The sequence below is a fragment of the Streptomyces sp. NPDC018833 genome (assembly GCF_044390825.1).
Classification (GTDB): Bacteria; Actinomycetota; Actinomycetes; order Streptomycetales; family Streptomycetaceae; genus Streptomyces.
On record NZ_JBIRZM010000002.1, the window covers coordinates 48,131 to 73,238 of the forward strand.

17 protein-coding genes and 2 pseudogenes are annotated in these 25,108 nt (G+C 68.8%); 13 read left to right on the forward strand and 6 right to left on the reverse strand.

Annotation, left to right across the window (positions count from 1 at the left end):
• Positions 1–45: 45 nt before the first annotated feature.
• The 4 genes from galE to ACH5AF_RS04175 all read left to right on the forward strand — a co-directional run bounded on the left by galE (position 46) and on the right by ACH5AF_RS04175 (position 5,120).
• Positions 46–1,077, forward strand: a complete 1,032-nt coding sequence (gene galE, locus ACH5AF_RS04160; RefSeq protein ID WP_398899842.1) for a UDP-glucose 4-epimerase GalE — start codon at positions 46–48, stop codon at positions 1,075–1,077.
• Between the two features lie 79 nt (positions 1,078–1,156).
• On the forward strand, positions 1,157–2,503 hold the full coding sequence (locus ACH5AF_RS04165) for a UDP-glucose dehydrogenase family protein (protein ID WP_398899843.1): 1,347 nt from the start codon (positions 1,157–1,159) through the stop codon (positions 2,501–2,503).
• Positions 2,488–3,471: a UDP-glucuronic acid decarboxylase family protein gene (locus ACH5AF_RS04170; protein ID WP_398899844.1), complete on the forward strand. Its 984-nt coding sequence runs from the start codon at positions 2,488–2,490 to the stop codon at positions 3,469–3,471. The genes ACH5AF_RS04165 and ACH5AF_RS04170 overlap by 16 nt, the downstream gene beginning before the upstream one ends.
• Positions 3,471–5,120, forward strand: a complete 1,650-nt coding sequence (locus tag ACH5AF_RS04175) for a right-handed parallel beta-helix repeat-containing protein (RefSeq protein WP_398899845.1) — start codon at positions 3,471–3,473, stop codon at positions 5,118–5,120. The genes ACH5AF_RS04170 and ACH5AF_RS04175 overlap by 1 nt, the downstream gene beginning before the upstream one ends.
• 888 nt (positions 5,121–6,008) lie before the next feature.
• Here ACH5AF_RS04175 and ACH5AF_RS04180 read toward each other — a convergent pair.
• A pseudogene (locus ACH5AF_RS04180) lies at positions 6,009–6,306 on the reverse strand (IS1380 family transposase); the annotation flags it as partial.
• A gap of 466 nt (positions 6,307–6,772) precedes the next feature.
• Between ACH5AF_RS04180 and ACH5AF_RS04185 the strand changes: the two are divergent.
• Positions 6,773–7,714 carry a glycosyl hydrolase gene (locus tag ACH5AF_RS04185; RefSeq protein WP_398899846.1) on the forward strand — a complete coding sequence of 314 codons (942 nt, stop codon included), beginning with the start codon at positions 6,773–6,775 and terminating at the stop codon, positions 7,712–7,714.
• A 55-nt stretch (positions 7,715–7,769) separates the two neighbouring features.
• On the opposite strand, the gene ACH5AF_RS04190 is transcribed toward ACH5AF_RS04185, so the two are convergent.
• Positions 7,770–8,981, reverse strand: a complete 1,212-nt coding sequence (locus ACH5AF_RS04190) for an MFS transporter (protein ID WP_398899847.1) — start codon at positions 8,979–8,981, stop codon at positions 7,770–7,772.
• Between the two features lie 175 nt (positions 8,982–9,156).
• Between ACH5AF_RS04190 and ACH5AF_RS04195 the strand changes: the two genes are divergently transcribed.
• From ACH5AF_RS04195 to ACH5AF_RS04205, 3 genes are all read left to right on the forward strand, one after another.
• A complete protein-coding gene (locus tag ACH5AF_RS04195) occupies positions 9,157–12,519 on the forward strand; it encodes a putative bifunctional diguanylate cyclase/phosphodiesterase (protein ID WP_398899848.1) in 3,363 nt (1,120 codons plus the stop codon).
• 72 nt (positions 12,520–12,591) lie between these two features.
• Positions 12,592–15,867, forward strand: a complete 3,276-nt coding sequence (locus ACH5AF_RS04200) for an amino acid adenylation domain-containing protein (RefSeq protein WP_398899849.1) — start codon at positions 12,592–12,594, stop codon at positions 15,865–15,867.
• Positions 15,864–16,652 carry a leucyl/phenylalanyl-tRNA--protein transferase gene (locus tag ACH5AF_RS04205; protein ID WP_398899850.1) on the forward strand — a complete coding sequence of 263 codons (789 nt, stop codon included), beginning with the start codon at positions 15,864–15,866 and terminating at the stop codon, positions 16,650–16,652. The genes ACH5AF_RS04200 and ACH5AF_RS04205 overlap by 4 nt, the downstream gene beginning before the upstream one ends.
• 388 nt (positions 16,653–17,040) lie before the next feature.
• Here ACH5AF_RS04205 and ACH5AF_RS04210 read toward each other — a convergent pair whose 3' ends face one another.
• Positions 17,041–17,778, reverse strand: coding sequence for a TetR/AcrR family transcriptional regulator (locus ACH5AF_RS04210; protein WP_398899851.1), 738 nt, complete (start codon positions 17,776–17,778; stop codon positions 17,041–17,043).
• 261 nt (positions 17,779–18,039) lie between these two features.
• On the opposite strand from ACH5AF_RS04210, the gene ACH5AF_RS04215 reads away from it, so the two are divergent.
• Positions 18,040–19,986: a glycoside hydrolase family 15 protein gene (locus ACH5AF_RS04215; protein ID WP_398899852.1), complete on the forward strand. Its 1,947-nt coding sequence runs from the start codon at positions 18,040–18,042 to the stop codon at positions 19,984–19,986.
• The gene (locus tag ACH5AF_RS04220) at positions 19,964–20,149 is read left to right on the forward strand and encodes a hypothetical protein (RefSeq protein WP_398899853.1); all 186 of its coding nucleotides are present in this window, start codon (positions 19,964–19,966) and stop codon (positions 20,147–20,149) included. Before ACH5AF_RS04215 ends, ACH5AF_RS04220 begins: the two co-directional genes overlap by 23 nt.
• Before the next feature lie 233 nt (positions 20,150–20,382).
• On the opposite strand, the gene ACH5AF_RS04225 is transcribed toward ACH5AF_RS04220, so the two are convergent.
• Positions 20,383–20,691 (reverse strand): small hydrophobic protein, encoded by a 309-nt coding sequence (locus ACH5AF_RS04225; RefSeq protein WP_398899854.1) that lies wholly within the window; start codon positions 20,689–20,691, stop codon positions 20,383–20,385.
• A gap of 46 nt (positions 20,692–20,737) precedes the next feature.
• Positions 20,738–21,075: pseudogene (locus ACH5AF_RS04230) on the reverse strand (hypothetical protein).
• On the opposite strand from ACH5AF_RS04230, the gene ACH5AF_RS04235 reads away from it, so the two are divergent.
• The gene (locus ACH5AF_RS04235; RefSeq protein ID WP_398900469.1) at positions 20,975–21,181 is read left to right on the forward strand and encodes a hypothetical protein; all 207 of its coding nucleotides are present in this window, start codon (positions 20,975–20,977) and stop codon (positions 21,179–21,181) included. The pseudogene ACH5AF_RS04230 and the gene ACH5AF_RS04235 sit on opposite strands and share 101 nt — an antisense overlap.
• Before the next feature lie 111 nt (positions 21,182–21,292).
• Here ACH5AF_RS04235 and ACH5AF_RS04240 read toward each other — a convergent pair whose 3' ends face one another.
• On the reverse strand, positions 21,293–21,874 hold the full coding sequence (locus ACH5AF_RS04240; protein WP_398899855.1) for a CGNR zinc finger domain-containing protein: 582 nt from the start codon (positions 21,872–21,874) through the stop codon (positions 21,293–21,295).
• Between the two features lie 106 nt (positions 21,875–21,980).
• Between ACH5AF_RS04240 and ACH5AF_RS04245 the strand changes: the two genes are divergently transcribed.
• Both ACH5AF_RS04245 and ACH5AF_RS04250 read left to right on the forward strand, forming a co-directional pair.
• Entirely contained in the window at positions 21,981–22,844 is an 864-nt protein-coding gene (locus ACH5AF_RS04245) for an SDR family NAD(P)-dependent oxidoreductase (RefSeq protein ID WP_398899856.1), read from the forward strand.
• Positions 22,845–23,562: 718 nt separating this feature from the next.
• A complete protein-coding gene (locus ACH5AF_RS04250) occupies positions 23,563–25,089 on the forward strand; it encodes a hypothetical protein (RefSeq protein WP_398899857.1) in 1,527 nt (508 codons plus the stop codon).
• Positions 25,090–25,108: the final 19 nt, after the last annotated feature.

A 25,108-nucleotide genomic window follows, 5' to 3' on the forward strand; every position in this document is an offset into this window, starting at 1 on the left:
GACATTCACACGACATCGGCCCCGCGACCCCCGAAGGAGAGAGCCATGACGAATCCCTCAACGATCATGGTGACCGGTGCCACCGGTTTCATCGGCAGCCACACATGCGTCGAACTGCTCGACCACGGCTACGAGGTCATCGCGGTCGACGACTACTCCAACAGCTCGCCGCAGGTCCTCTCACGGATCCAGGGCCTGACGGGCCGCTTCCTGAGTGCTGTCTTCGAAGTGGACGTGCGGGACCGGCGAACTCTGTCGCCGGTGTTCGACCGTCACCACGTGGACGCCGTGGTGCACTTCGCCGCGAAGAAGGCCGTCGGGGAATCCGTGCGTCTGCCTGTCGAGTACTACGACGTCAACGTCGGCGGGACCACTGCCCTGCTGGCGACCATGCATGAGCACGGGGTGCGCCGACTGGTGTTCTCCTCGTCCTGCTCCATTTACGGGGACGTCGACACGAGCCCGCTGGCCGAACAGGCCCCAGCCCGGCCCAGCAACCCCTACGCGGCTTCCAAGTGGACCTGCGAACAAATACTCGCCGATGTGTGCCGTTGCCGCCCGGACTACACCGTGCTGTCACTGCGTTACTTCAATCCCGTGGGAGCGCACCCCAGCGGACTGCTGGGGGATTCCCCTCCCGGAGAGCCGGACAACCTGATGCCGTACCTGGCTCAGGTCGCCGCCGGCAGGCGCGAGCGCCTCAGGGTGTTCGGCAGCGACTACGCCACCGCCGATGGCACGGGCGTCCGCGACTACATCCATGTCATGGATGTGGCGGAGGCCCACCGCATCGCTCTGGAGCACCTCGGCGACAGTACGGGCCTGCGGGTGTTCAACCTGGGCGTTGGCTCCGGCACGTCGGTCTTCGAACTCCTGGCGGCGTTCGGCCAAGAGTCCGGAAAGACCATCCCGTACGAGGTTGTCGACCGCCGCCCGGGCGACGTCACGGAACTCGTTGCCGATCCCAGCGCGGTGACCAGGGAATGGGGCTGGCGCGCGACCCGTGATCTCGCCGCGATGTGCCGCGACGCATGGCGCTTCCAGCGGCTCAACCCGACCGGCTACGCGGCGGGCTGAAGCCCGCGAGTAGCGGCACCGACCGTGCGGCTCCCTCCACCTTCGCCGACCGGCAGCATGATTCAGCAAGGAGATCGACATGCGGATGACAGTCATCGGAACCGGCTATGTGGGCGTTGTGCACGCCGCCTGCATGGCGGACATCGGGCACGAGGTCCTCGGCCTCGACATCGACGCCGAGCGGATCGCCGCGCTGTCCGATGCCAGGCCGCCGATCTACGAGCCCGGACTGCGGGACCTGCTCGCCAGGACCGTGGCATCGGGCCGGCTGCGCTTCACCACTGACCTCGTCGAAGCCGCGGCTTTCGCCGAGACGCATTTCGTCTGCGTGGGCACGCCGCAGCAGCACGATTCCTGCGCGGCCGACCTGCGGTACGTCGACGCAGTCGTGGACGGGCTGGCGCCGCGTGTGCGCCCCGGGAGTTTGATCGTGGGCAAGTCCACGGTCCCGGTCGGTACGACGGCCCGGCTCGTCCGGCGTCTGCACCGGATCGCGCCCGACGTCGAGATCGCGTGGAATCCGGAGTTTCTGCGCGAGGGGTTCGCCGTCCAGGACACCATGCGACCGGAACGGCTCGTGGTGGGCGTCGCATCACATCGCGCCGAGGCGGTGCTCCGGGAGATCTACGCGCCCATGGTGCACGCGGGCGTCCCGTTCTTCAGCACCGATCCCGCCACCGCCGAACTGGTGAAGGTGGCGGCCAATTCCTTCCTGGCCACGAAGATTTCGTTCATCAACGCAATGGCCGAGGTGTGCGATGCGGCGGGCGCCGATGTGGTGACGCTGGCCGAGGCCATCGGCGAGGACTCGAGGATCGGGCACCGCTTCCTCCAGCCGGGTCTCGGATTCGGAGGCAGCTGCTTCCCGAAGGACATCCGTGCCTTTGCGGCCCGCGCGGAGGAGCTCGGAGTCGGCGAGGCCGTGGCCTTTCTCCACCAGGTCGACGAGATCAACACCCGGCAGCGCCGGCGTACGGTCGCGCTCGCCCGCCGACTCATTGGTGGATCGTTCGCCGGCCACAATGTCGCGGTCCTGGGAGCGGCCTTCAAACCGGACAGTGACGATGTGCGCGACTCACCGGCTCTCGCGGTCGCGGCCGCCATCAGGAGCGAGGGCGCGCGGGTGCGCGTCCATGACCCGGAGGCCCTCGACAATGCCCGGGCCGCCTTCCCCGAACTGCAGTTCGCGCTCGACGTGTCCAAGGCGTGCGAGCAGGCGGACCTCGTGCTTCACCTGACCGCGTGGCCTGAGTACGGCGACATCGACCCGACCGAGCTCGCGAGGGTGGTGAGCCGCCCGGCGATGCTCGACGCGCGTGACACCCTCGACGCGGCGGCATGGCGATCGGCCGGCTGGACGCTGCACGCGCTCGGCCGCCCGCAGCCCGCCATGGCCTCAAGGAGGAACTCATGCGTGTCGTCGTGACCGGTGGTGGGGGATTCGTCGGATCGCATCTGTGCGATGCCTTGGTGAGCAGAGGAGACTCGGTCTGCTGCCTGGACGACTTCTCCACGGGAGAGCCGGAGAACGTCGCACACCTGCTGGGCAGGGCACGGTTCGAGTTCATTCGCGCCGATGTCACCGACGGAATGGACGTATCCGGCCCGGTGGACGTCGTGGCACACCTCGCCAGCCCGGCCTCTCCGCCCGACTACCACCGCCTGCCGCTCCGGACGCTCGCCGTGGGCAGCCGGGGGACGGAGAACGCCCTGGAACTGGCCGCCCGGCACGGAGCCCGTTTCGTCCTGGCCTCGACGAGTGAGGTGTATGGCGACCCGGAGGTCCACCCCCAGGAGGAGGCGTACTGGGGTCATGTCAATCCCATCGGGCCACGCAGCGTGTACGACGAGGCCAAACGCTTCGCGGAAGCGCTCTCCGCGGCATACCGGCGCAGCCTTGGGACCGACGTCGGAATCGTCCGGATCTTCAACACCTACGGCCCTCGCATGCGGCCTCATGACGGTCGTGTGGTGTCCAGCTTCATCCGCCAGGCTCTGGACGGCGAGCCGCTCACCATTTACGGGGACGGTAAGCAGACGCGGAGTTTCACCTATGTCGATGACCTGGTCCGGGGCCTGGTGGCAGTGATCGATTCGACTGAGTACGGGCCGTTCAATCTCGGTAACCCGGAGGAGCGCACCGTGCTGGAACTGGCGGAGCTCGTTCTGAAAGTGACCGGATCGCGGTCGGAGATGCGATTTCTTCCCCTGCCTGTCGACGATCCGGTCCGCCGGCGTCCCGTGATCGGGCGCGCCCGGATGCGGCTGGGCTGGTGCCCGGAGATCGTGGTGGAGGAAGGAGTGCGCCGCACCGTCGACTGGTTCAGGTCGCGAGCGGTGCGGAACCTGGCCACGAGCCCGGTCCCGGCTCTGGAGGAATCTGTGGAGTGCTGATGGCTGAGCGGGTGAAGACCCCGTGGCCGGCAGCCCTTGCCGTTGCGCTGGGCGTCCTGCTGGGAAACGGCTGCGCAGACGTTCCTCACTACACGCCTCAGCACGACTTCTATGTCGCTCCGGACGGCGACGACAAGAACGACGGCCGGTCGCCCGGCACGGCATGGCGGACCCTCGGCCGGGCCGACCGCGAAGCATTCAAGCCGGATGACCGGCTGCTGCTCCAGGCGGGGGCCACTTTCAAGGGGCGGCTGAGCCTGGGCGCCGACCAGGCGGGCAGGGCGGGCAAGCCCTTGATCATCGGCTCGTACGGAAACGGACGTGCCACGATCAGAGCTGTCGGCGGCTCGGGCATCACCGTTCACAACACCGCAGGCGTGGAGATCCGTGACCTCAGGATCGTGGGCAACGCCGACAGCTTCGCGCGCGGGAGCGGAATCAGTTTCTACGCGGACCACCCGGGCGGCAGGAAGTCGAAACACGTCCGTGTATCAGGGGTTGATGTATCCGGGTTCAGGTATGGCGTGGTGGTGGGCGGAGGCAGTGGCGCGGCTGGTTTCACGGATGTGCGGGTCAGTGACTCCAGACTGCATGACAACAAGGATGCGGGCCTGCTGACGTACGGTCCGCGATTTGATGCCGAGTCACCTGACTTCGCCCATGAGGACGTCACTCTGTCCCGTGTGGAGGTGGATCACAACGCCGGCGATCCCACGGCGCATGACCACCACACGGGTAACGGCATCATCCTGGGCAGTGTGCGGGACGGGAAGGTCGAGCGGTCCACCGCGCACGACAACGGGTCGGACTCCGCCACGGACGCGCCTGAGGGGCCGGTGGGGATCTGGGCGTACGACTCGACCCGCCTGGTGTTCCAGCACAACGTTTCGTACGGGAATCGCACGGGCTCCCAAGTGGACGGCAGTGGCTTCGGTCTGGACCAGAACACCTCGCTGTCGACGGTTCAGTACAACCTCTCGTTCGGCAATGACGGTGCCGGCTATCACGCGTACACCCGGTTCAGGAACGGCGCGCATCATGGAAACACCATCCGCTTCAACATCAGCAGCGACGATGGGCGCAAGCTCGCCCGCAACGGCGGCCTGACGGTGCACGGCGCGCGGATCGAGGACCTCCAGGTCCACAACAACACGGTCGTGCTCACACGTGCCGGGCAGGGGGAGGCGACAGCCGTCCGGGTGTCGGGGGGACCGCACGGCGTGGCGCTGCGCAACAATCTGTTCGTCAGTCCCCAGGCCATGTTCGTCGACGCCGCGAAGTCGTACACACCGGCCGAGATCGTCCTGCAGGGCAACGACTACTACAACGCCGCAGGGCCGTGGACCGTGCGATGGGGAAACCGGACCTTCACGGATCTGGCGGACTGGCGCTCGGCCGTCGGGCAGGAGCTGCACGGTTCAACCCCGACCGGCGTGCGGGCCGACCCTTGCCTGGCAGGCGGCAGGGATCCGGTCATCACGCGCACCGACGGCGCCGCTGCCATGGTGCCCGAGTGCGACAGTCCGGCGGGAAGGGGCCTGGACCTGCGGTCGTTGTTCGGAGTGGACCCGGGAACGGTTGACTACTTCGGCCAGAGCATCTCCGGGGCGCTTCCGATCGGTGCCGTACGGCCGCAGCCGACGGGCTGACCGGGCGGGCAACGACTGCTCCGCTCGAGCACTATGCCTTGGACGCGAGACTGATCCTCGACGACGACACGTCAGGTCGTCAGGTCGTCAGGTCGTCAGGTCGTCAGGTCGTCAGGTCGTCAGGTCGTCAGCCGAGGGAATACTCGCCTGATTCCCACGACTCCCCCACCGGGCTGCCGAACCGGCTGCTCCTCCTGGAACGAATCGAGCGCAGCACAGCTGCGCGGACACCGGGCTTCCTCCGTCACCTGCGTACTGTCGCCCGACAGCCTCCCTCGCCACCGCGCTCGCCGGCCTCGACGTCAACGACCGGCGCGGCGACGCCAGGTCTACGCCGCGCTGGCGCGCCTATCCGCTCGCCCGCATGACCGTGTGTCGGGTTCCGCCTCCAAATGATCGCCGCGAACACCGACGAGGACTTCGGCCGACCCAAGGAGAGGCTCACGGCTCTGTCTCTGCGGCACTCGCTGGAGCAGAGGCCCTGGATGCGGTCATCGACATCGCGGGCCGTGCGCGCCGAGTGTGTTTTCTCCGCCACGGGCCCACCACGACTTCCGATTCCTGTGGATCGGATGAGTGTTCCGCTGCTGGGTGACGAGGGCCTGCTCGTCGCGCTCGCACGGCAGGTCCACACGCTGTCCCCCACCGCGATGTTCGTCGTCGCTGTCGCCCTGGCCCGTCCCGCTGGTCGCGCAGGTGCTGGTGCTGGTGCTGGTGCTGGTTGGCGGTGTCGCCTCCGACCGGTTCGACCGTCGCGAGGCGATGCCGGCCAGTGACCTCGTCCAGGGGCGTGAGGCAGTGCTCTCGGTCCTCACACTGACCGCCGCCGCCTTCGGGGGTCGGCCGGTCCGCCGACTTCAGATGCCCGCCAGCTCGGGGGGACCAGTTCTGGCCGCCGGGATGCGGGCGTTCTTCTCGAACGATCAGCCGCATCCCGATGAGCCGGCACTTGAGCCAGTCGCCGTCGAGTTCCGCGTACGACAGCCGGCGCCCGCGCAGGGAAGGCAAGGCGACGAACTCGTGGGTTCCCGCAGGAGTCAGTACGGATCAGCGTCTGGCGTCCACGCCAGAACCGCTGCGGCAACTGGGCCAGGGCCGGCTGCGTGGCTTCGATGCGGTCGGCGGCGGTGGCCGACGCTGTCGGCCTCGGCGAGCCGGGAGCGGGCAGCCCGGATGCTGCAATCGGCCGACGAACGGTCCTCCGGAGTCTTCAAGGCCTGCCGAGGACACACGGCTCCAGCCTCGTGGATGATGTGACATGCGCCATGCCGCGTTCCGCTCCAACGATGCCTGTTAGCAGCGGGCCACGGAAGAGATATCTGGGCGAGCCTCCCATAACGGACATATGCGGCATTCGTGAACAGGCATGCAGCCTGCCCGACGCTTTCGCCGCCCCCCACGCGATAACGGTGTGCTCACCGCGCCACAGATTCCTTCCGTGAACCCCAGCGGCCGGGACAGCACGCCTGTGACCCCGTAGGCAAGGCCCCTTTCCTCTACGAAAGCACCTAGTAGCGATCTCTTGTTGCCCTGTATGTGCGGCATTCCCAAGAATGACGGAGCCGCGGGGCGACCCGGGTGGCTCAGGTGCAACCCAGTGCCGGAAGCCTGGTCGGGTAAGTCGGTGAGGAAGGACGAGAATGAAGCGAAGGATGACGACGATACTGGCCATGGCGGCGGTTACGATTTCGCTCATGGCCGTGCCGTCCGAGGGTGCCGTCACCTCCTCCCACCTGGGCGTCTATGTCGGCCCGGGGAAAACCGATCAGCTGAACAACTTCCAGACCTGGCTCAGCCGGTCGCCGGTTCACGCGACCGACTATGCGGACCCGTCCGAGAACACCCAGTGGAATCAGTACGCGTTCAAGTACTGGGGTGACTGGAAGAAGGCCGCGGCCGGTCGGCAGTTCATACTCGGGCTGCATATGCTGCCCAAGGACGGCAACTTCGCGGACGGGCTTGCCGGCAAGTACGACAGCCAGTTTCAAGGCCTCGCTGACCTGATGGTCAAGAACGGCTTGGGCGATACGGTCGTACGCCTCGGATACGAGGGAAATAACAAGATCATCGGACCGTGGCAGGGTACTGACGATCCGGCGGCCTATCGGGCGATGTTCCGACGCGTGGTCACGCTTATGCGTGCTCGTACCGGAGCGGCTTTCCAGTTCGACTACAACATGGCCGTCGGACCCTCGGGCAAGGTCACGTCTTTCGAGACGCTGTACCCCGGCGATGCCTACGTCGACATTGTCGGGTTGAACATCTACGACGTGTGGTGGCAGCACCCGGGCGCCACGCCAGCTCAGCGGTGGAACCACACTCTCACCACCACCATGGGCGTGAACGAGTTCAAGGCATTCGCCGCCGCCCACAACAAGCCCAAGTCCTACCCGGAATGGGGCCTGTACCTGAAGGGGGACGCCTATGCGGGGGGCGGCGACTCGCCCTACTTCATCGACCGGATGGCCGAGCTGGTCCAGGACTCCAAGTATCAGGCGTACTTCAACCTGGACTGGGGCGGCGGGACGCTGGACGACTTCCCGAACGGCAAGGCGCAGTACAAGCTCCGCTTCGGAGGCCAGCCTCCTTCATGAGGGCCCGTCAGTGACGTGACGGACCCTTGACGGTGGCCGGGGTCCGGGCAGGCCGTCACCGCAGTCCTGCCGCGCTCACTTGCGCGCTGGCGCGGGTCAGCCGTGGCAGGGCGAGGAAGACCGTCGAGGCCGCGAGCAGGGCCGCCGCGCACGGCACCCGGTAGCCCGCCGAGGCCCCCGCCGCGTCGACGACCCACCCGGACGCTGCGTAGCCCACTGCGACGCCGACGGAGAGACCCGAGACGATCCAGGTGATGCTCTCGGTGAGCTGGGCAGCCGGTGCCAGGCGGCCCACCAGCTCCATCGTGATGGTCATGGTCGGCGCGATGGACATGCCCGCCACGAAGAGCATCCCCGCCAGCATCGCGAGATTCGTCGCGAACAGCAGGGGTGCCATCGTCACCGCCATCACCCAGATACTGACCAGCAACCGCCGCGGGATCGCCCCCCGCGGCCTGATCGCGCCGAAGACCGCGCCCGCCAGGCCCGAGCCAAGCGCGAAAACGCCCAGGAGCAGGCCGGAGAGGGCCTCGTTGTGGTGAGCGTCGGCAAACGCCACCGTCACGACCTCCACGGAACCGTAGGACGCACCCACCAATGTCAGCGCCACCACCAACAGGACGAGTCCCGGTATGCGCAGCGCCCAGCCCCCGGCGCGTTGCGGTTCGGGGCGCACCGGCGGTTCCGTACGTCGCTGGGCGGCGAACAGCAGGACGCCGACGGCGAGCAGGACCGCGGCCGACAGCGGTCCGGCCTCGGCGAATCCCCTGGTCGACAGCGTGATCGCCAGGATCGGGCCGACGACGTAGATCACCTCGTCGAGCACTGACTCCATCGAGTACGCGGTGTGCAGCAGCCGCGGCGACTCCCGGTGGATCTCCGCCCAGCGGGCCCTGACCAGCGCGCCCATGCTGGGCATGCAGCCCGCCAGGCCCGCCGCAACGTACAGCGTCCAGACCGGGGCGGCGTAGCGGACACACAGCAGCAGCGCACAGATGGCGGCGACCGTCACGGCCGTCGCCGGCAGGACGACCCGGCGCTGGCCATGGCGGTCGACCAGCCGGGAGATCTGCGGCCCGATCACCGCGGCGGCAAGCGCTTGTGTGGCGGACACCGAGCCGGCGAGCGCGTAGTCACCGCCGAGTTGCGACAGCATGGTGACGATGCCGATGCCGATCATCGACAACGGAAGGCGCGAAATGAAGCCCGCCGCGGAGAAGAGCAGACTGCCAACAGGAGAAAAGATCAGGCGGTAATCGTAGAGCATGGGGACTCCACGCTCCGTCAGGAGCCGAGCATCACTGGGTGGGTCCGGTCCGCTTTCCGCGTCCTCCATTGTCACGCACGGGCCGGTATCTCGCGACCCGAATCGGCATCCTCCGTGCGCGTGCGGGAAATGGCGAGCCGAGTAGTCTGGATGGAAGACACGTCGATCTCTCGGCGTGAAGGAGCCCGTATACCAGCGACCGTGTATACCGGCGATCGTGTTCACAGGCGACCAGGGAAGAGCCCTCGACCCTGGAGAATTCTCCTTTGTCAGCCCGGTCCCGCGGGCTCTCCGCCGTCGCCCAGTGGCTTTCGCCCAACCCGGTCCGCCTGACGAGTGGCCCTCCCAGGAGGTGACTTGGGTGAAGGCGCGACTGCGCAGCCAGGCCGCGATGGCCACCGTCAGTGCATGCATCGCCGTACTGACCGCGATTTACTACACATTTCCGGAACAGCGGCTGATCTTCCTCGCCATTTCAATGACCGGCGTCATCGGTATTGTCCTGGGTGTCTTCCTCAACCGCCCGGCGCATCGACTCTCCTGGCTGTTGCTGGCTGCGGGAAACCTGGCCTTCGCCGCGGGCCAGGCCACTCAGATCCTCCTTATCCAGTCGTACAAAGAGGAGGTGCCGTTCCCATCGGCCGCCGACGGCTTCTATCTCGCGGCATATCCGCTCTATGCGGCCGGGCTGCTGGGCTTCGTCCGCTGGCGCACGGCCCGGCGCGACCGCGCGAGCCTCGTCGACGCGCTGATGCTGACAGTCGGTCTGGCACTGCTGTCGTGGCTCTATCTCATCGATCCGTTGGCACGGGTCGCGGATCTCACGTGGGTACAGAAGGCGTTCTCCATCGCCTATCCGCTCGGCGACGTCCTCGTTCTGGCGATGCTGCTGCGCCTGCTCGTCGGCGGTGGCGGCAAGAGCCGCTCGCTCATGCTGCTCACCGTGGGTACCGTCGGCCTGCTCACCGCCGATGTTGCTTACGGCCTGATACAACTGAACGGCACCTGGCGCACGGGTAGCGCGGTCGAGCTCGGCTGGGCCGCCCTGTACGGCGCCTGGGCGGCCGCCGCACTCGATCCGTCCATGCGGTCGCTGACCCAGCCGGTGGAACGGCGCGCCGATACCGGCAGGGGCCAGCTGACCCTGCTCATCCTGGCATCGCTGATCGCGCCGACGCTCCTCCTGACGCAGGCGGTGCGCCGCGTGAGTGCCAATGTCGGCGTCATCGGGGTGTTCTCCGCGGTGCTCTTCGCTCTGGTGCTCTACCGCCTGGCGGGCGTGGTGGCGACCCACCGGCAGGCGGTCAGCCGGGAGAAGGTGCTGCGTATCGCGGTGTCGTCGCTGGGCGGAGCGGGCGATGTGCGGGATGTGGCCGCCGTCGCCCACTCCGCGGCGACGGACCTGATGCAGCACGGCTCGCCGCGTACCGCGCTGCTCACCCTGCCGGACAACATGCTCTTGTTGAACGGCGGGAACAAGGGCATACGCGGGCCTGTGTGCGAGCGGGTGACCGCAGCCGTACGGGAACTGCTCGCTTCCGGCGACAACCGCCTGGTGGCCCTCGACGGTGTGGGACCCTATCTTGCCGCCGACCTCGCGGGCGACGAGGAGTCGACCCGCCACAGCCATGCGCTCGTCTGCCCGCTCACCTCGCAGGACCACCCCTCGGGCGATTCGCTGATAGGCGCGCTCATCGTGGCCGGGGACGAGCAGGACCTGCTCGTGCTGCGGGAAACGCTGGCAACCCTCGCCGCACAGACGGCTCTTGCCGTGGCGCGGGTCGCCCTCGCCCAGGAGGTCAACCGGCGCAACAGCGAGGCGTACTTCCGCACGCTGGTGCAGAACGCCTCCGACGTCATCCTGATCCTCGACGACGACGACCGGGTCCGTTACGCCAGCCCCTCCGCCTACCAGATGCTCGGCATTCCGTCCCTGGAGGGCACCCACCTCCTCGATCTCGTGCCGCCGCAGGACAGCCGCGCGGTGGTCGAGACACTCGGCAGGATGCGGAGCCGGGAGAACCAGACCATGCGCGAACACTGGCGCATGGCACGCGCCGACCGGGCGTCCATAGAGGTCGAGGTCAGGTGGAGCGACTTGCGCGAGGAGGCAACCGTCGGTGGGGTGGTACTCACCCTTCGGGACGTGACCGAACAGCGCAAGCTCGAACGCGAGCTCACCTACCAGGCGTTCCATGACTCGCTCACCGGCCTGGCCAACCGTTTGCTCTTCCAGGACCGGGTCGGCCACGCCCTGATCCAGGCTCAGCGAGACGGCACCGTGGTCGGCGTGCTCTTCGTCGACGTGGACGACTTCAAGGTCGTCAACGACATACACGGCCACAATGTGGGCGACGAACTCCTGGTCGCCCTGTCACTCCGGCTCCAGACCGCCGTCCGTGCCTCCGACACCGCCGCGCGCATCGGCGGTGACGAGTTCGCCATATTGGTGGAGGGTTCCGTCACGCCGGCAGGCGTGGAGCGGTTCACCGAACATGTGATGGCCGTTTTCGCCGAGCCGTTCCGGCTCAGTGTGGGGCCGGTGAGTACGTACGCCAGCATCGGCGTCGCGACGACGGAGGACAGCATCGACTCGGTCGAATTGCTGACACACGCCGATCTCGCGCTCTACGCGGCGAAGACGGCGGGCAAGCGCCAGTGGCGCCGCTACCACCCGGATCTGCAGAGCGGCATGGCGGAGCGCGCCAGGATGCAGGAGGGCCTGGACAATTCGCCGATCGAGACTGCGTTCATGGTGCTTTACCAGCCCATCGTGGAGCTGGCCAGCGGGCACATCGCCGGCTTCGAGGCGCTCGTTCGCTGGCCGCACTCCACACGCGGCATGGTGCTACCGGAGGACTTCATCACGCTGGCCGAAGAGAGCGGGCAGATCGTGCCGCTCGGCGCCTGGGTGCTTGATCGGGCCGCGGCCGAGGCTGTCCGGTGGCAGGGCTCCGTGCGGCGCAACGGGATGGCCGACCGCAGCCAACCTTACGTCAGCGTGAATGTGTCCCCGCGTCAGTTCCGGGACGAGGCGTTCTATCAGGTGATCCGGCGCGCCTTGGATCTCTCCGGCATCGAACCGTCGTCTCTCGTTCTGGAACTGACTGAGAGTGTGTTGATGTCCAACGACGAACGTATCCGGTCCGAGATGGGTTCGCTCACCGACCTCGGGATCCGCTTCGCGATCGACGATTTCGGAACGGGCTACTCGTCGCTGAGCTATCTGCGTGAGTTCCCGATCTCGATACTGAAGATCGACAAGTCGTTCATCGACGAACTCGGGCGCTCTCCCGAACAGTTCGCTCTGGTCGAGGGCATCACGCATCTCGCGGACACGCTCGGCCTCACGGTGATCGCCGAAGGAGTGGAGAACGCGGGGCAGCAGCAGTTGCTGATCGCCATGGGCTGCCGCTTCGGTCAGGGGTACCTCTTCGCCGAGCCGGTCGGCGCCGAAGAAGCGGAGCACCTCGTCCTCGCGCCGCCACTCGGGCGCCTGGGCGGATCGCCTGGTGCGGCTGCGGAAGGGAGGCGCTGATGGCGCCCGCCCTCTCCCGCAAGAAGCGCAGGTCACGCTCCGCAGGACGCCGCGCGAGGCAGGAGACCCAAGGTGACGGAACGTGATCACCCGCCGGGTGAGTCGGTTGCACTGTGCGTCGTGCTGCGCAACGACGAGGAGCAGTATGCGATCTGGCCCGCCGATCGCCGGATGCCCGCCGGATGGCGTCGAATCGGCGGACCGGCGTCCGCGGCATGGTGCGAGAGCGTGGTCGACCGCCTGTGGACCGACATGCGGCCCGCAAGCGCCCGCGCCGAGCAGCGCTCCCCGGGATCCGGACCAGACACCGTGCCCGAGCTGCTCCGGGAGCGGTCGCGGCGTGAGCCGTCCGCTCTCGCGGTGCTCTCGGACGAGGGTCAGCTCAGCTACGCCGAGCTGACCGACCGCGCCGACCGACTTGCCCAAAGGCTGCGGGAGTCGGGCGTCGACGCAGAGTCCGTCGTCACCGTGTGCCTCGACCGCGTTCCCGAGCTGGTGGTTGCGCTGTTGGGGGTGCTGAACTCCGGCGGCGCGTTCCTGCCCCTCGACCCGGCCACTCCGCGGCAACGGATGGTGGGACTGATCGCGGAGACCGGCTCCCGCATCATCGTCTCGAGCCGCGAGCACGCCCCGATGTTCGCCGGGAGCGAGGCGCGGATCGTCGACGCCGGGGAACCGGACACGCAAGCGCCGGTGCGGGGACCGCGGCCGGCACGCGGCCCCCGGCCGGACGACCTCGCCTACGTGATCTACACCTCCGGATCCACCGGGCCCCCCAAGGGTGTGATGATCACCCATCGGTCATTGGCCCACTCCCTCACCGCGGTGGCCCGGGCGTACGAACTGAAGCCCGGCGACCGGGTACTGCACGCCGCTGCACTCGGCTTCGACACCTCACTGGAGCAGATCTTCGCGACGCTGATCAGCGGCGCGACGCTCGTCCTCGCAGGAACGCGGCCGTGGGCGCCCACCGACCTGCTGCGCCGCCTCCCGGAGCACGGGATCACCGTCGCCGACCTGACGCCCGCCTACTGGCAGCGGATCGTCTCCGTCGCGGACCGCGGCGAGATCCTCGCGTCGCTGAGGCTCGTCATCGTCGGCGGCGAGATCGTCACCGCGAAGGACTGCCGCGCCATTCTGCGCCGGATGCCCGGCGCGCGGCTCGTCAACGCCTACGGGCTCACCGAGACCACCATCACCTCCACGCTCTGCGACCTGGACGAGGAAGTGCTCGTCGCGCCGGAGACCGCCGTCGCCCCGGTCGGCAGGCCACTGGAGGGAAATCGCGTCCATGTGGTCGACGCCGGACTCTGCCCGGTACCGCCGGGCGAACGCGGCGAGATCTGCATCGGCGGCCCGGGGCTGGCGCGCGGTATCTGGCGGCAACCCGCCCTGACCGCACAGCAGTTCCTCCCCGACCCGCACGGCTCCGGGCCGGGGGACCGGATGTATCGCACCGGGGATCTGGGCCGCCGACGCTCAGACGGCAACCTGGAAGTCCTGGGCAGGGTCGACGACCAGATGAAGATCCGCGGGTTCCGGGTCGACCCCGCGGAGATCGAGGCCGCGCTCGTCTCCCACCCGGAGGTCGGCCAGGCGATGGTTGTAGGTCGGACACGCGACAACGGCGAGCGGGACCTCATCGCGTACTACACGCCGGCCGCGCCGACGACCGGCAACGGGACGGCGCTGCGCTCACGGCTGCGGTCGGCGCTCGCCGAGATCCTGCCGGGTTATATGATCCCGGCAGCCTTCCACGAGGTGGACCGGCTGCCCGTCACGCCCAGCGGGAAGCTCGACCGCAGGGCCGCGCCGGAACCCAGGACCGCGGCGACGACAGCCGGCGCCGACGACCGTCCGGTGCTGCACGGGATGGCCCAGTTGTGGGGCCAGATCCTGGATGTGGATTACGTTCGCCCGCACGACGACTTCTTCGAGCTGGGTGGCAACTCGCTGCTGGCCATGGAGATGCTCGCCCGGACCCGCATCATATTCGGCATCGGCGTCACGCAGATCCGCGAGCTGACCCGGTCGCTGCTGCTGGGTCCGACGCTCGCCGCGTTCGCCGAGTCCGTGCGCCGGGCACGTGCCGGCACGCTGGCCCACCCGGACGGCGGCAGCGTCGACTTCGCCGCCGAGTCCGATCGCCGCCTTCCGGCAATAGGCCGCGACGCTCCGACTCCGGACCCCCGGCACCCTGGCGACGTCCTCCTCACCGGGGCGACGGGATTCTGCGGCGCGCACATGATCGACGAGCTGCTGCGCAGGACGACGGGACGGATCCTCTGCCTTGTCAGGGCCGCCGACGACCGGCACGGCATGGAGCGGATCCGCGCGAGTCACCAGCGGTACGTCCTGAGCGATCTGTCCAGCGAGCGCGTCCAGCCGGTCGTCGGTGACCTTGCCAAGCCCGGCCTGGGGCTGCCTCCCCACCGGTTCGAGGAGCTGGCATCGACCATCGACGCCGTCTACCACTTCGGCGGCCAGGTCAACTTCATCTACCCGTACCACGAGTTGCGCGCGGCCAACGTCGACGGAACATACGAGATCATCCGCCTGGCCGCCCGAAGGGCCGTCCCACTCCACTTCATCTCCAGCATGGCGGTGCTCGCCGGATTCGGGCCCGCCGGGGTGCGCCAGGTGACAGAGAGCACGCCGCTGCGCTTCCCCGAGTATCTGTCGGTGGGATATGTGGAGACCAAGTGGGTCGCCGAGGCACTGCTGAAGAAGGCGTCCGACGCGGGCCTGCCGGTTGCCGTCTACCGTTTGATGGACATCACGGGCAACAGTGGAACCGGCGTGATGAACACCGGCAGCGAGATGTGCGCCCTCATGGGCTTCATCGCACGGACCGGGCTGTGTCCTGACGTCCGGCTGCTGCTGGATTTCCTGTCGGCCGACTACCTCGCCCGCGCACTCGGACACATCTCCACCCGCCGTCCCGCTCGTGGCGAGGTCTACCACCTGACCAACCCACGTTCCGCGCTGCTTGGTTCGCTCGCCGAGCGCATGCGCCTGCGGGGATACCCGGTCCAGGAGATCCCGTACGTCGAGTGGATCGCTGCTCTGGTGAAGTACGCGGCCGGGCACCCCACCGACCCGATCACCCCGTTCGTCCCACTCTTCGTCGACCGGTGCCACCGTGCCGACATCACCGTGAGCGAGATGTACTTCCAGGGCGTCTTCCCGAACTTCACCCGCACCAACGCGGAACGGGCGCTGATGGACGCCGGGATCGACGTTCCGCCGGTGGACGCGGAGATGATGGACCGCCACATCGACTTCCTGCAGCAGGTGGGCTACGTCTGGCCGGTGAGGACCCGGGGCCAGGGAGCGGCACGGTGGTGAGCCGATGCCCCGGCTGGGATGCGTTGGACGTGCTGCAAGCCGCCCCCGACGGTCCGGTGGCCTTCTGCGCCGATCTCAGTCCCGACAGTCTCCTGGCGGCGTACCGCGCCGGGGTCTACCCGTTCCCGGCAACCGACGAGTACACCCGGACCCTCAATGAGGTGGTCTTCGCCGATCAGGTCCAGGAGGGGCGCATCCAGCTCGTGGGCGAGGAATCGGCCGATCCCTACGCCGTCTCCTGGTGGTCGCCCGACCCCAGGCCGGTGCTGCCCGTCTCGGCCATGCACCTCAGCCGGAGCCTCGCCCGCCGGCTGCGCAACAGGCTGCCGTGGTCGACCAGCCTGGACCGGCGGTTCGAGCGGGTCGTCCGCGAATGCCGCGCTGACCGCAGCCCCCAGTGGCTCACCGAAGAGCTCATCGCAAGCTTGGTCCGCCTGCACGATCTCGGTCATGCTCACAGCGTCGAGGTGTGGGAGGACGGCAACCTGATCGGCGGTGTCTTCGGCCTCCGGGTCGGATCGGTCTTCAGCATGGATTCGATGTTCTTCCGCCGTTCCGGCGCCTCGAAGGTCGCGGTGACCGACCTCGCGGCCCGCTTCGCACAGGCCGGCGGCGTGCTGCTCGACGCGCAGTGGGACAGCCCGCACGTCCGCGGTCTGGGCGGCGTTCTCGTACCGCGAGAGCAGTACGTGCGGCACCTCCGTCCCGCGGCGCGCGACAGCCCGCCCATGCCCACAGCCACCCTGCCCGCCCGCCGCCTCGCCCAGCCGACAGGATTGCGCTGACTGCATCCGCCGGCTCCTCTTCACCGGTACTGCCGTGGCTCTTCAACTGTTCTCCGTGATCCGGGCGCGTGCGCGCACAAGGACGCCGCTCTCTGACGGCCATCCGCCGGCTTGCGCCCCCCGACTGAATCGCTTGGCCGCTGGCTACGCAGCCGCGGCATCGGCGACGAGTTCGTCATCGCCACCGGGCCACGCCCGCCATCCGGTACCGGTTCGCCCTCTTCTCAGCGTCATCCCCGAGTCCCAGCAGCCGGAGGCGTCGGACTTGTCGGCGCGAGACAGACACGGCATGACACTCAGCGTCCGCTGTTTTCTACAGAACGAGCACGGGCTCACCGGATGGCGCGGCATCGTGGCGAGGGGTCTTCTTCGCTGTGCAGGGGGCTTCTCACTCCGTCTTGCCGAAAGCTCCGAGCAGCGCGTCCAGCCCGGCGGTCAGGGCATCGGGGCCACTCCGTTCGGCGAGGACGGCGGCCGTCTCCCGGAGTGTGGGAAGTTCCTGCGGTGGCATCCGGTGCAGACCGAGGCGGAACGCGGGCTCGGATTCCTCCGGGTTGTCCACCATGGCCTGCAGTTCCACGGAGACGTAGCCGAGGACCCAGCCGGTGAAGGCACGGAAGACCGCTGCGGAACGGGCCTCGTCGAGCCCTGCCCCCCGCAGCAGCGCGAGCACGCGCTCATGGTGCCTCAGGACCGCGAGGGGCCGGCGGGCCAGCGGGACGGCCAGCATGCGGGTCGAGAGCAGCGGCACCACGTGGGGGTGGGTCAGGCAGACGTCGTACGTGGCCTCCGCGATCCGGGCGAGTTCGGCACGCCAGGCGGGCACCTCGGACCCGGCGGCCAGACGCTCCTCGAGTTCGACGTACACGGCTTCGACCAGGCCGTCCAGGAGGGCGTCCTTGCCGGCGGCGTACCGGTAGAGAGCCATTGCCTCCACGTCGAGCTCGGCGCCCAGCCGACGCATGCTCAGCGCCGAGAGGCCTTCCCGGTCAACCAGCTCAAGCGCGGTGGCCAGCAGGCGCTCCCGGCTCAGCCGGCCGTAGCGACCACGGTCGCCGGCCCTGCGTGCCGGAGCCGCCGCGGTGTCCCCGGCCGTTCCTCCTGACTCCGCCCTGTCCTTGGCCATGCCTCGCCTCCAGGTGATCGGCCCCGAGCGGGGTCCGCCTGTATTGACTCTACGCACGCTTGGGTACAAAATGTAAGTATACATCGTAAATATACGGCACTGGCGGGTCGTGGGGTTCGCGGCGCAGCCGGTGCCCGCGGCGACGGAAGCGCAGCGCGGAGCGCGTTATGACCGACACCCGCATCCTCACGATGCGGACTCGCCGACAGGCCGAAGGCCGCCCACGACCAGGTGCACCGCGCCAGGACCTAGGTATCGATCATGAGCACACTCATCGAGGATTACGCTCTCATCAGTGACCTGGAAACCGCCGCCATGGTCGGCAGAAACGGGTCCCTTGACTGGCTCTGCCTGCCCCGTTTCGACTCACCGGCCTGTCTGGCCGCTCTGCTGGGCACGGAGAACAATGGATTCTGGCGGGTGGCTCCCGCCGCCTGCCTTTCCTGTACTCGTCGGGCGTACCAACCAGACACCCTGGTCCTGGAAACGGAGTGGGAAACCGGAACCGGCGCGGTGCGGGTCACGGACTTCATGCCGCCGCGCACCCAGCAGCCGGGCGTCGTCCGCATGGTCGAGGGCCTGTCGGGTTCGGTGGACATGCGCAGCGAACTACGGCTGCGTTTCCACCAGGGCCGTGTCGTGCCGTGGATTCGGGTCGCAGAATCCGGCACGGTGGCGGTCGCCGGGCCGGACGCCGTATGGCTGCACGCCGACGGGTCCGTGCCGGCGCTCCACAACCAGGACTCCACGGTCCTGGAGTTCACCGTCGCAGCCGGCCAGCGACTGTCCCTGACGCTGGTGTGGTCGCCGTCGCACCGGCCGGAGCCGCCTGCACCGCTGTGCGTTCCGGCGGAGACAGCGCTGAAGGAGACGAGGGACTACTGGCGGCGCTGGAGCACCCAGTGCCGCTACCAGGGGCCATGGCGGGATGCGGTGGTGCGTTCCCTCATCACCATCAAGGCGCTCACCTACGCGCCCACGGGTGGCATCGTCGCCGCGCCGACCACCTCGCTGCCGGGGTGCATCGGCGGCGAACGCAATTGGGACTACCGGTACTGCTGGCTCTGCGACTCCACTCTGGCACTGTCCTGCCTGCTGCGCAGCGGCTACCGGGAGGAGGCGAGGGCATGGCTGGACTGGCTGGTGCGGGCCATCGCGGGCGCCACCGCCGATCTGCAGACCGTGTACGGCGTCGGAGGACAGCGGCTCCTGCCGGAGACCGAGGCGCCGTGGCTGCCCGGCTACGAGGGATCACGGCCGGTCCGGTTCGGCAACTCAGCCGTGAGCCAATACCAGTTGGACATGTACGGCGAGGTTCTGGACACGCTCTGGCTGTGCCTGCGGGCCGGGATCCCCATGCCGGCTCATGTGTGGAGCCTCATCGAAGCGCTCATGGGCCACCTCCGGCGGCACTGGCACGAGCCGGACCAGGGACTGTGGCAAGTGAGGGGGCCACGACGACAGTTCGTGCACTCCAAGGTCATGGCGTGGGTGGCCGCCGACCGGGCCGTGCGCATGGGGGAATTGCTCGGGAGAAACGGATCCTTGGGAGAATGGCGCGCCATGCGCGAGGACGTACACCGGGAGGTCTGCCGTGAGGGCTGGGATGCGCAGAGGAGATCGTTCGTGCAGTCCTACGGCTCATCGACCCTGGACGCCTCGGCACTGCTGATCCCCAGGCTCGGCTTCCTGCCTGCCCGGGACGAGCGGGTACGCGGCACGGTGCGGGCGATGCGTCGACTGAACCACGGGGGGTTCGTGCGGCGGTACGAGTCCGACGGCCGCGACGTGCACGGTGTGGACGGCATGCGCGGCGCCGAGGGTGCGTTCGTGTCGTGCTCCCTGTGGTACGCCGACGGCCTCGCCGCCACCGGGCATCCGCAGCAGGCCAGGGAGGCCTTCGAGCGCGTCCTCGCCATCCGCAACGACGTCGGTCTGCTCGCCGAGCAGTGGGACCCGGACACCGGCCGTCAACTCGGCAACGCGCCGAAGGCGTTCAGCCACATCGCCCTGGTGGAGACGGCGTTCGCCCTGTCAGCAAGACCATTGCCGGCGGGAGGACCCGGACATCGCCGTGGACGACGAGCACCCGCGAAAGCGCGGCCGGCAGGGTCGGCGGACGGTTCGGGTTCAGGCGACGCCACAGCGCGTAGGACGGCCGCCGTCCGGGCCCTTCCGGAATCAGATGGGCGACCCACCCGCCGCTGAGAAGGGGCAGCCAGGACGACCGACACTCGCGATGGCGGGGCGGCCGGACGAGGCCGCCGAGGCTCTGGTGCGGATCACTGCTGACGCCCGCCGCATCCTGGAGCCGGGCCACCGGCATCTGCGCGTCGCCGAACGGTCGCTGGGTGAACTGGGCGGACGGTAAGTGGCTCGCCGGACAGCAGGAGGATCCGCTCACGGGTGCGCCGGCGCACGCCAGCCGGTTCTCCTGGAGGCGCTGACGGCGGAGATGCGAGCGCTGCACGAGCAGGTTGCCGCGCTGTGGGAAACCGGGGCGGGCGCAAGCCCACCCCGGTCGGTTTCCCCCGAGGAACCCGAAGCGCGGGCTGAGGAACCCGCGCCGTGCGGGCCGACAAGCCGCCGGTGCGCGGCTGACGGTCACCACATCCCGCCGCCGGGAACCGTGGCTCCCGCCAGCCGGATGACCGCGAGCAGGGTGTCAATGCCACCGAGCACGACGGCGACGAGTGCCGGGACGGGCTGGGCGCCGTTCCAGCGGCGGCCCATGCCGAGCCAGCCGCAGGCGATCGCGATCGGGCCGAGGACGATCCCCAGCACGAAGAATCCCGCGATCGCACAGATCAGCCCGATGATTCCGAGTGCCGCGCGATCCGGCCCGCTCCGTGACCACGTCCGGCCACGTGAACGGGGGCTCCTGCGCGTGGTGTGTCCGAAGCCCGCCATCATCACTCCCTGAGTCGTCGAATCGGGCTCCGACGGCGGGTACCCGCGTTCAGCGCTCCCAGACATTGAACGCTCTGAGCTGGTACGGGGATTGGGGCACCCAGGTACCGCCGCCCGGGGGGAGCTGTCGAACTTGCCCGTCTCCGCGCACTGCGCCGATCGGTACGCGGTGACGGGCCGCCGGGTCCGGTTGGCGAGCGCCTCGGCCGCGGCGCGGGGGCGGCAGCGGGACGGGGACCGGCGCAGGTCGTCACCCCCGGCGAGGTACTGCCGCAGGAGCCGGTTCGTGTTCTCGGAAGGTCCCCGCGCGCACAGCTGGGGAGCGGTACGCGGGTGGCGCGGCCGCGTCGGTTTCCGGGACACCGCCGCGCCGAGTACGTCGCTCACGAGCGGCCCGGGCGGGCTGCCACCGCAGGACGAAGGCCTGGAGCAGGCCGCGCAGCAGCTCCTGGACGGCGCCGACAGCGCCCGGGAGGTACTGCCGACCGACTGAGCCGCGCGGCGGTCCGTCGAGGGAAATTCCGTGGTCGGGCAACCGTCATGGCCCGGGTGTCCGGGAATTACCGCCCGGGAGTTCGGGAGGGCTGAGCACCCGATGTGCCCGCTACCGGCCTTCTTCCTTCGCCTTGCGGCTGCGGTAGGTGCGCATGGCGACCTGGGCTCCGCATCGGTTCGGACTGCAGTAAGCCGCGGAGGAGTTGCGCGTACGGTCGTAGAACCCGAGGTGGCACGGCGGGTTTCGGCATGCCTTGAGTCGCATCCAGGAGCCGCGCAGGGCTACTTCGGACGCTGCGGCGAGCATCTTTGCGAGCGCGCCCGGTACCCCGCTCTGGGTGGGCGCGAGGTGTACGCCGGAAGCCGTGATGACAGGAGCGAGGGGATACAGCTCCGCACTGCGGCGCAGATACTCCTCGGCTCCGGTTCGTCCCTGGCCGTCCTGTTCGCCCGCGTGGGCGAGCAGCACGAGGACCAGGGCGTCCCTCAGCTCACGTGCGGCGGCGGCATCGGCATCGGTGACCAGCGATCCGGAGTCGATCAGATCCTCCTGCCGCAACCACCGTGAAAAGGCGGCACCGTCGAGGAGTTCCTCACGCGTGCCGTCGATCGCACGGGTGTTGACGAAGGTGAGTACGACCTCAGCCGCTGCCGAAGGGCTGAGTGTCGTCCGGCTCGCATCCATGGCCATGAAGCCCACTATACCGGAGGCGAGAGAGGCGTCATTGCTGATGGGCATAGACATCCGGAGCCCAACACGCTTGCTAGTTATGAGCTAAGTGCTTATGGTCATAACCATGACGAACGACAGCGACACCTCGAACACTGCCCGCACCTGGTTCATCACCGGCTCCTCTCAGGGCCTCGGTCGCGCACTGGCGATCAGCGCCCTCGACCGCGGCGACCGCGTCGCGGCCACTGCCCGCCGGGCGGAGTCGGTCGCCGACCTCGTCGACCGCTACCCCGGCCAGGCCACCGCGCTCGAACTCGACGTCCGAGACGAAAATGCGGCACACCGCGCCGTCGAGCAGACCCTCGCCGCCTTCGGCCGCATCGACGTGGTCGCCAATATCGCGGGATACGGACTTTTCGGCGCCGTCGAGGAGGCGACCGACGCACAGGCCAGGGCCATCTTCGACACCAACGTCTTCGGCCCGCTGAACGTGCTACGCGCGACGCTGCCCGTCCTGCGAGAGCAGCGATCGGGCCACATCCTCCAGGGATCCTCGCTCTACGGGCAGTCGGCGCATCCGGGCGTCGGCCTGCTCGCCGCCAGCAAGTACGCCCTCGAAGGATTCTCCGACGCCCTGGCCGCCGAGCTCGCCCCCCTGGACGTCAAGGTCACCCTGATCGAGCCGGGCTACATGGGGACCGGCTTCCTGTCCCACCTCGTCTTCACCGAACCCAACCCCGACTACGACCGAACCGTGCGCGCCGTGCACAGCTCGCTCGGTGAACTGTCACCTGAAGCGTTCATCGATCCCGCCCAGGTCGCCGCGGCCGTCATCACCGCCGTCGACGCCAAGCAGCCGCCCCTGCGCCTGACGCTGGGACGCGCAGCGGAAGACGGCATTCGCGACGCCCTCGCCGCACGCGTGCGCGAAGTCGATGCCTGGACCGACGTCACCCGAAGCGTGGACGGCGCTCCCCAGAGGTCGTGACCCATCGGACCCGCCTGCGTTCGGGTTGCCGGAGGCCCGCAATGGACTCCGGCAGCCCGACGGCAGACGCCGGGCACACGCTGGCGATCTCGGTGACAACCGGAGCCTGCCAATGCCGTGATCACACCAGCCACATCGAGATCACCGCATCAGGGTAAGGCGGCGGTCCCCATCCCAGCTCTCACAACGGACCCGACCGGGCCCGCGGGTTCATCACTGCCATATACGTGCCACGACGCGACGACCTCCGCGAGTCGACGCCCCACCAGGCTCTGGGCACTCGCCCCAGCCCCATGAAGCGGGCACTCGTTCGACGTCTCAGACTCCATCGGCCGACGGCACCGCCAGCCGACCTCCCAGCTCTATACGGTATGAGCCTTCTCTGAACCACTTGAGCCTGGTGTCTTGGCGTCACGCAGAGGTCGCTCAACAACCATCGGGCAGTCGCGGACGTCGCTCGTGCGGCGAGCTGCGGAGGGCACTGACGCCACCGCGGTGTCCACCCGAGCGCTCAGTCAGGCCGCGCTCCCGCTCGACGGTGATGGAGCGTGTACCTGGCCGGACGGGCCACCCACGGCACTCGGTCACCATGTGACTGAGCACTGCACTTGGCGCGTTTCGCCAAGTGAAGCGTTCAGGACGTGACGGCGGCCGCCGGGAAGATGTCGAGGCCGAAATACATCGCCCGTTCGACCACGGTCCCGGCAGGATGCTCCCTGTGAACCATGTACTGTGCGGGCTCGCCGCCAATGCGGCCCTCCCCTCCGAATTGGTCGACCGTCTGATCTCGGTCGCGGACGCGGACATTGCCGAGGGCCTCGCCGGTCGCGCGGACCTCAGCCATGCGCAGGCGGTTGCCCTGGCCTCGCGGGTTGAGGAGGTCGCTGTGGGGCTTGCGTACGAGGGCCTGCTGACCACCGCCGACGTCGACCCCACGGCGCGGCCGCATGCCGCGCTCGCCTTGCTCGACGAGCGTTCCGGGGACCTGGAGTGGGCACGGCTCTTCGCGTCGGATCCGGATGCCGAGCGCCGCGAGAAGCTGGCCGCCTGCCCCGGACTTCCGCCCGATGTGGTGGAGACGCTCGCCGCCGACTCGGACGTGCGGGTCGTCGCGGAGCTCGCGGCGTGGACGACGCCGGACATGGCCGCCCGGCTTGCGCAGCATCCGCATGCCGAGGTCCGCCGCGCGGTGGCGGCCAACGAGGCGACGCCACCGGACGTGCTTGCGATGCTGATCAGCGGCGAGGGGCTGCCTCCTGCAGAGCGGTGCCTGGTCTGCGACGGCGAGGAGACGCCATTCGTACACGATCCGCAGTGTCCGCGACTCGACTGCGATCTGCGGTCCGGTGCCTCGTGTGCGGGCTCTCACGAGTCCACCGTCCTCGAGATGGTGGAGCTGGCGCTGCAGAACCCGTCCACGCCTGTTGAAGCCGTCGTGCGATTCGTCGACCACCCCTCAACTCCGTTGCGCCGCCTACTCGCTGCCCGCCCGGACCTGCCGCCGGAGGTGTGGGGACGGCTCGCCGATGACCCCGTTCCCGGTGTCCGGGCAGACCTCGCCGGGAATCCGGCGATCGGCGAAGCCCTCATCCGCTCGCTGGCCACCGACGGTGGCCACGACGTGCAGCGCACGCTCGCGCACCACCCCCGCGTGCCGTTCGACGTGCTCTCCAGCCTGGCCGGCGCTGTCAAGATCGGGCCGAGCCTGCTACCGCGGATTGCCGCCGCTTCTCCCACAGAGGTCGAGGAGCTGGCCAAATGGTCGAATCCGGCTGCGAGGATGCTCCTGGCCGAACGACGCGATCTGCCGGCCGAGATCCGTGACGCGCTGGCCGCCGACCCTGACGCAAGGGTGGTCAGGTCCATCGCCGGGCACCCGGGTCTGTCGGAGGCTCAGCTGCGCTCCATGGTCGAGCGGCACGGGGTGCGGGTCGTCGCCAAGGTGGCGGGCAACCCCGACGCGCCGCCGGCGCTGCTGGAGGACCTGACCGGGCACGTACCGCCGGTGCAGAAGGCGTTCCGCGAGGTCGCCCGACACCGCAATGCGACGGGCCCGGCGCTGCTCGCCTGCTTGGCGGACAGGCGGGCGCGGCCCATAGCCGCCGCGCACCCGGCCCTGCCGCCGACCGTCCTAGTCGAACTGCTCGCCGACGACGACTGGCGAGTGGTGGAAGCGGCGGCCGCCAACCCGTCGCTACCGCCGACCGTGATGTCGAAACTGGCGCCTGAGCCGGGCGGAGAATAGAACCAGCGCAACAGCGCCA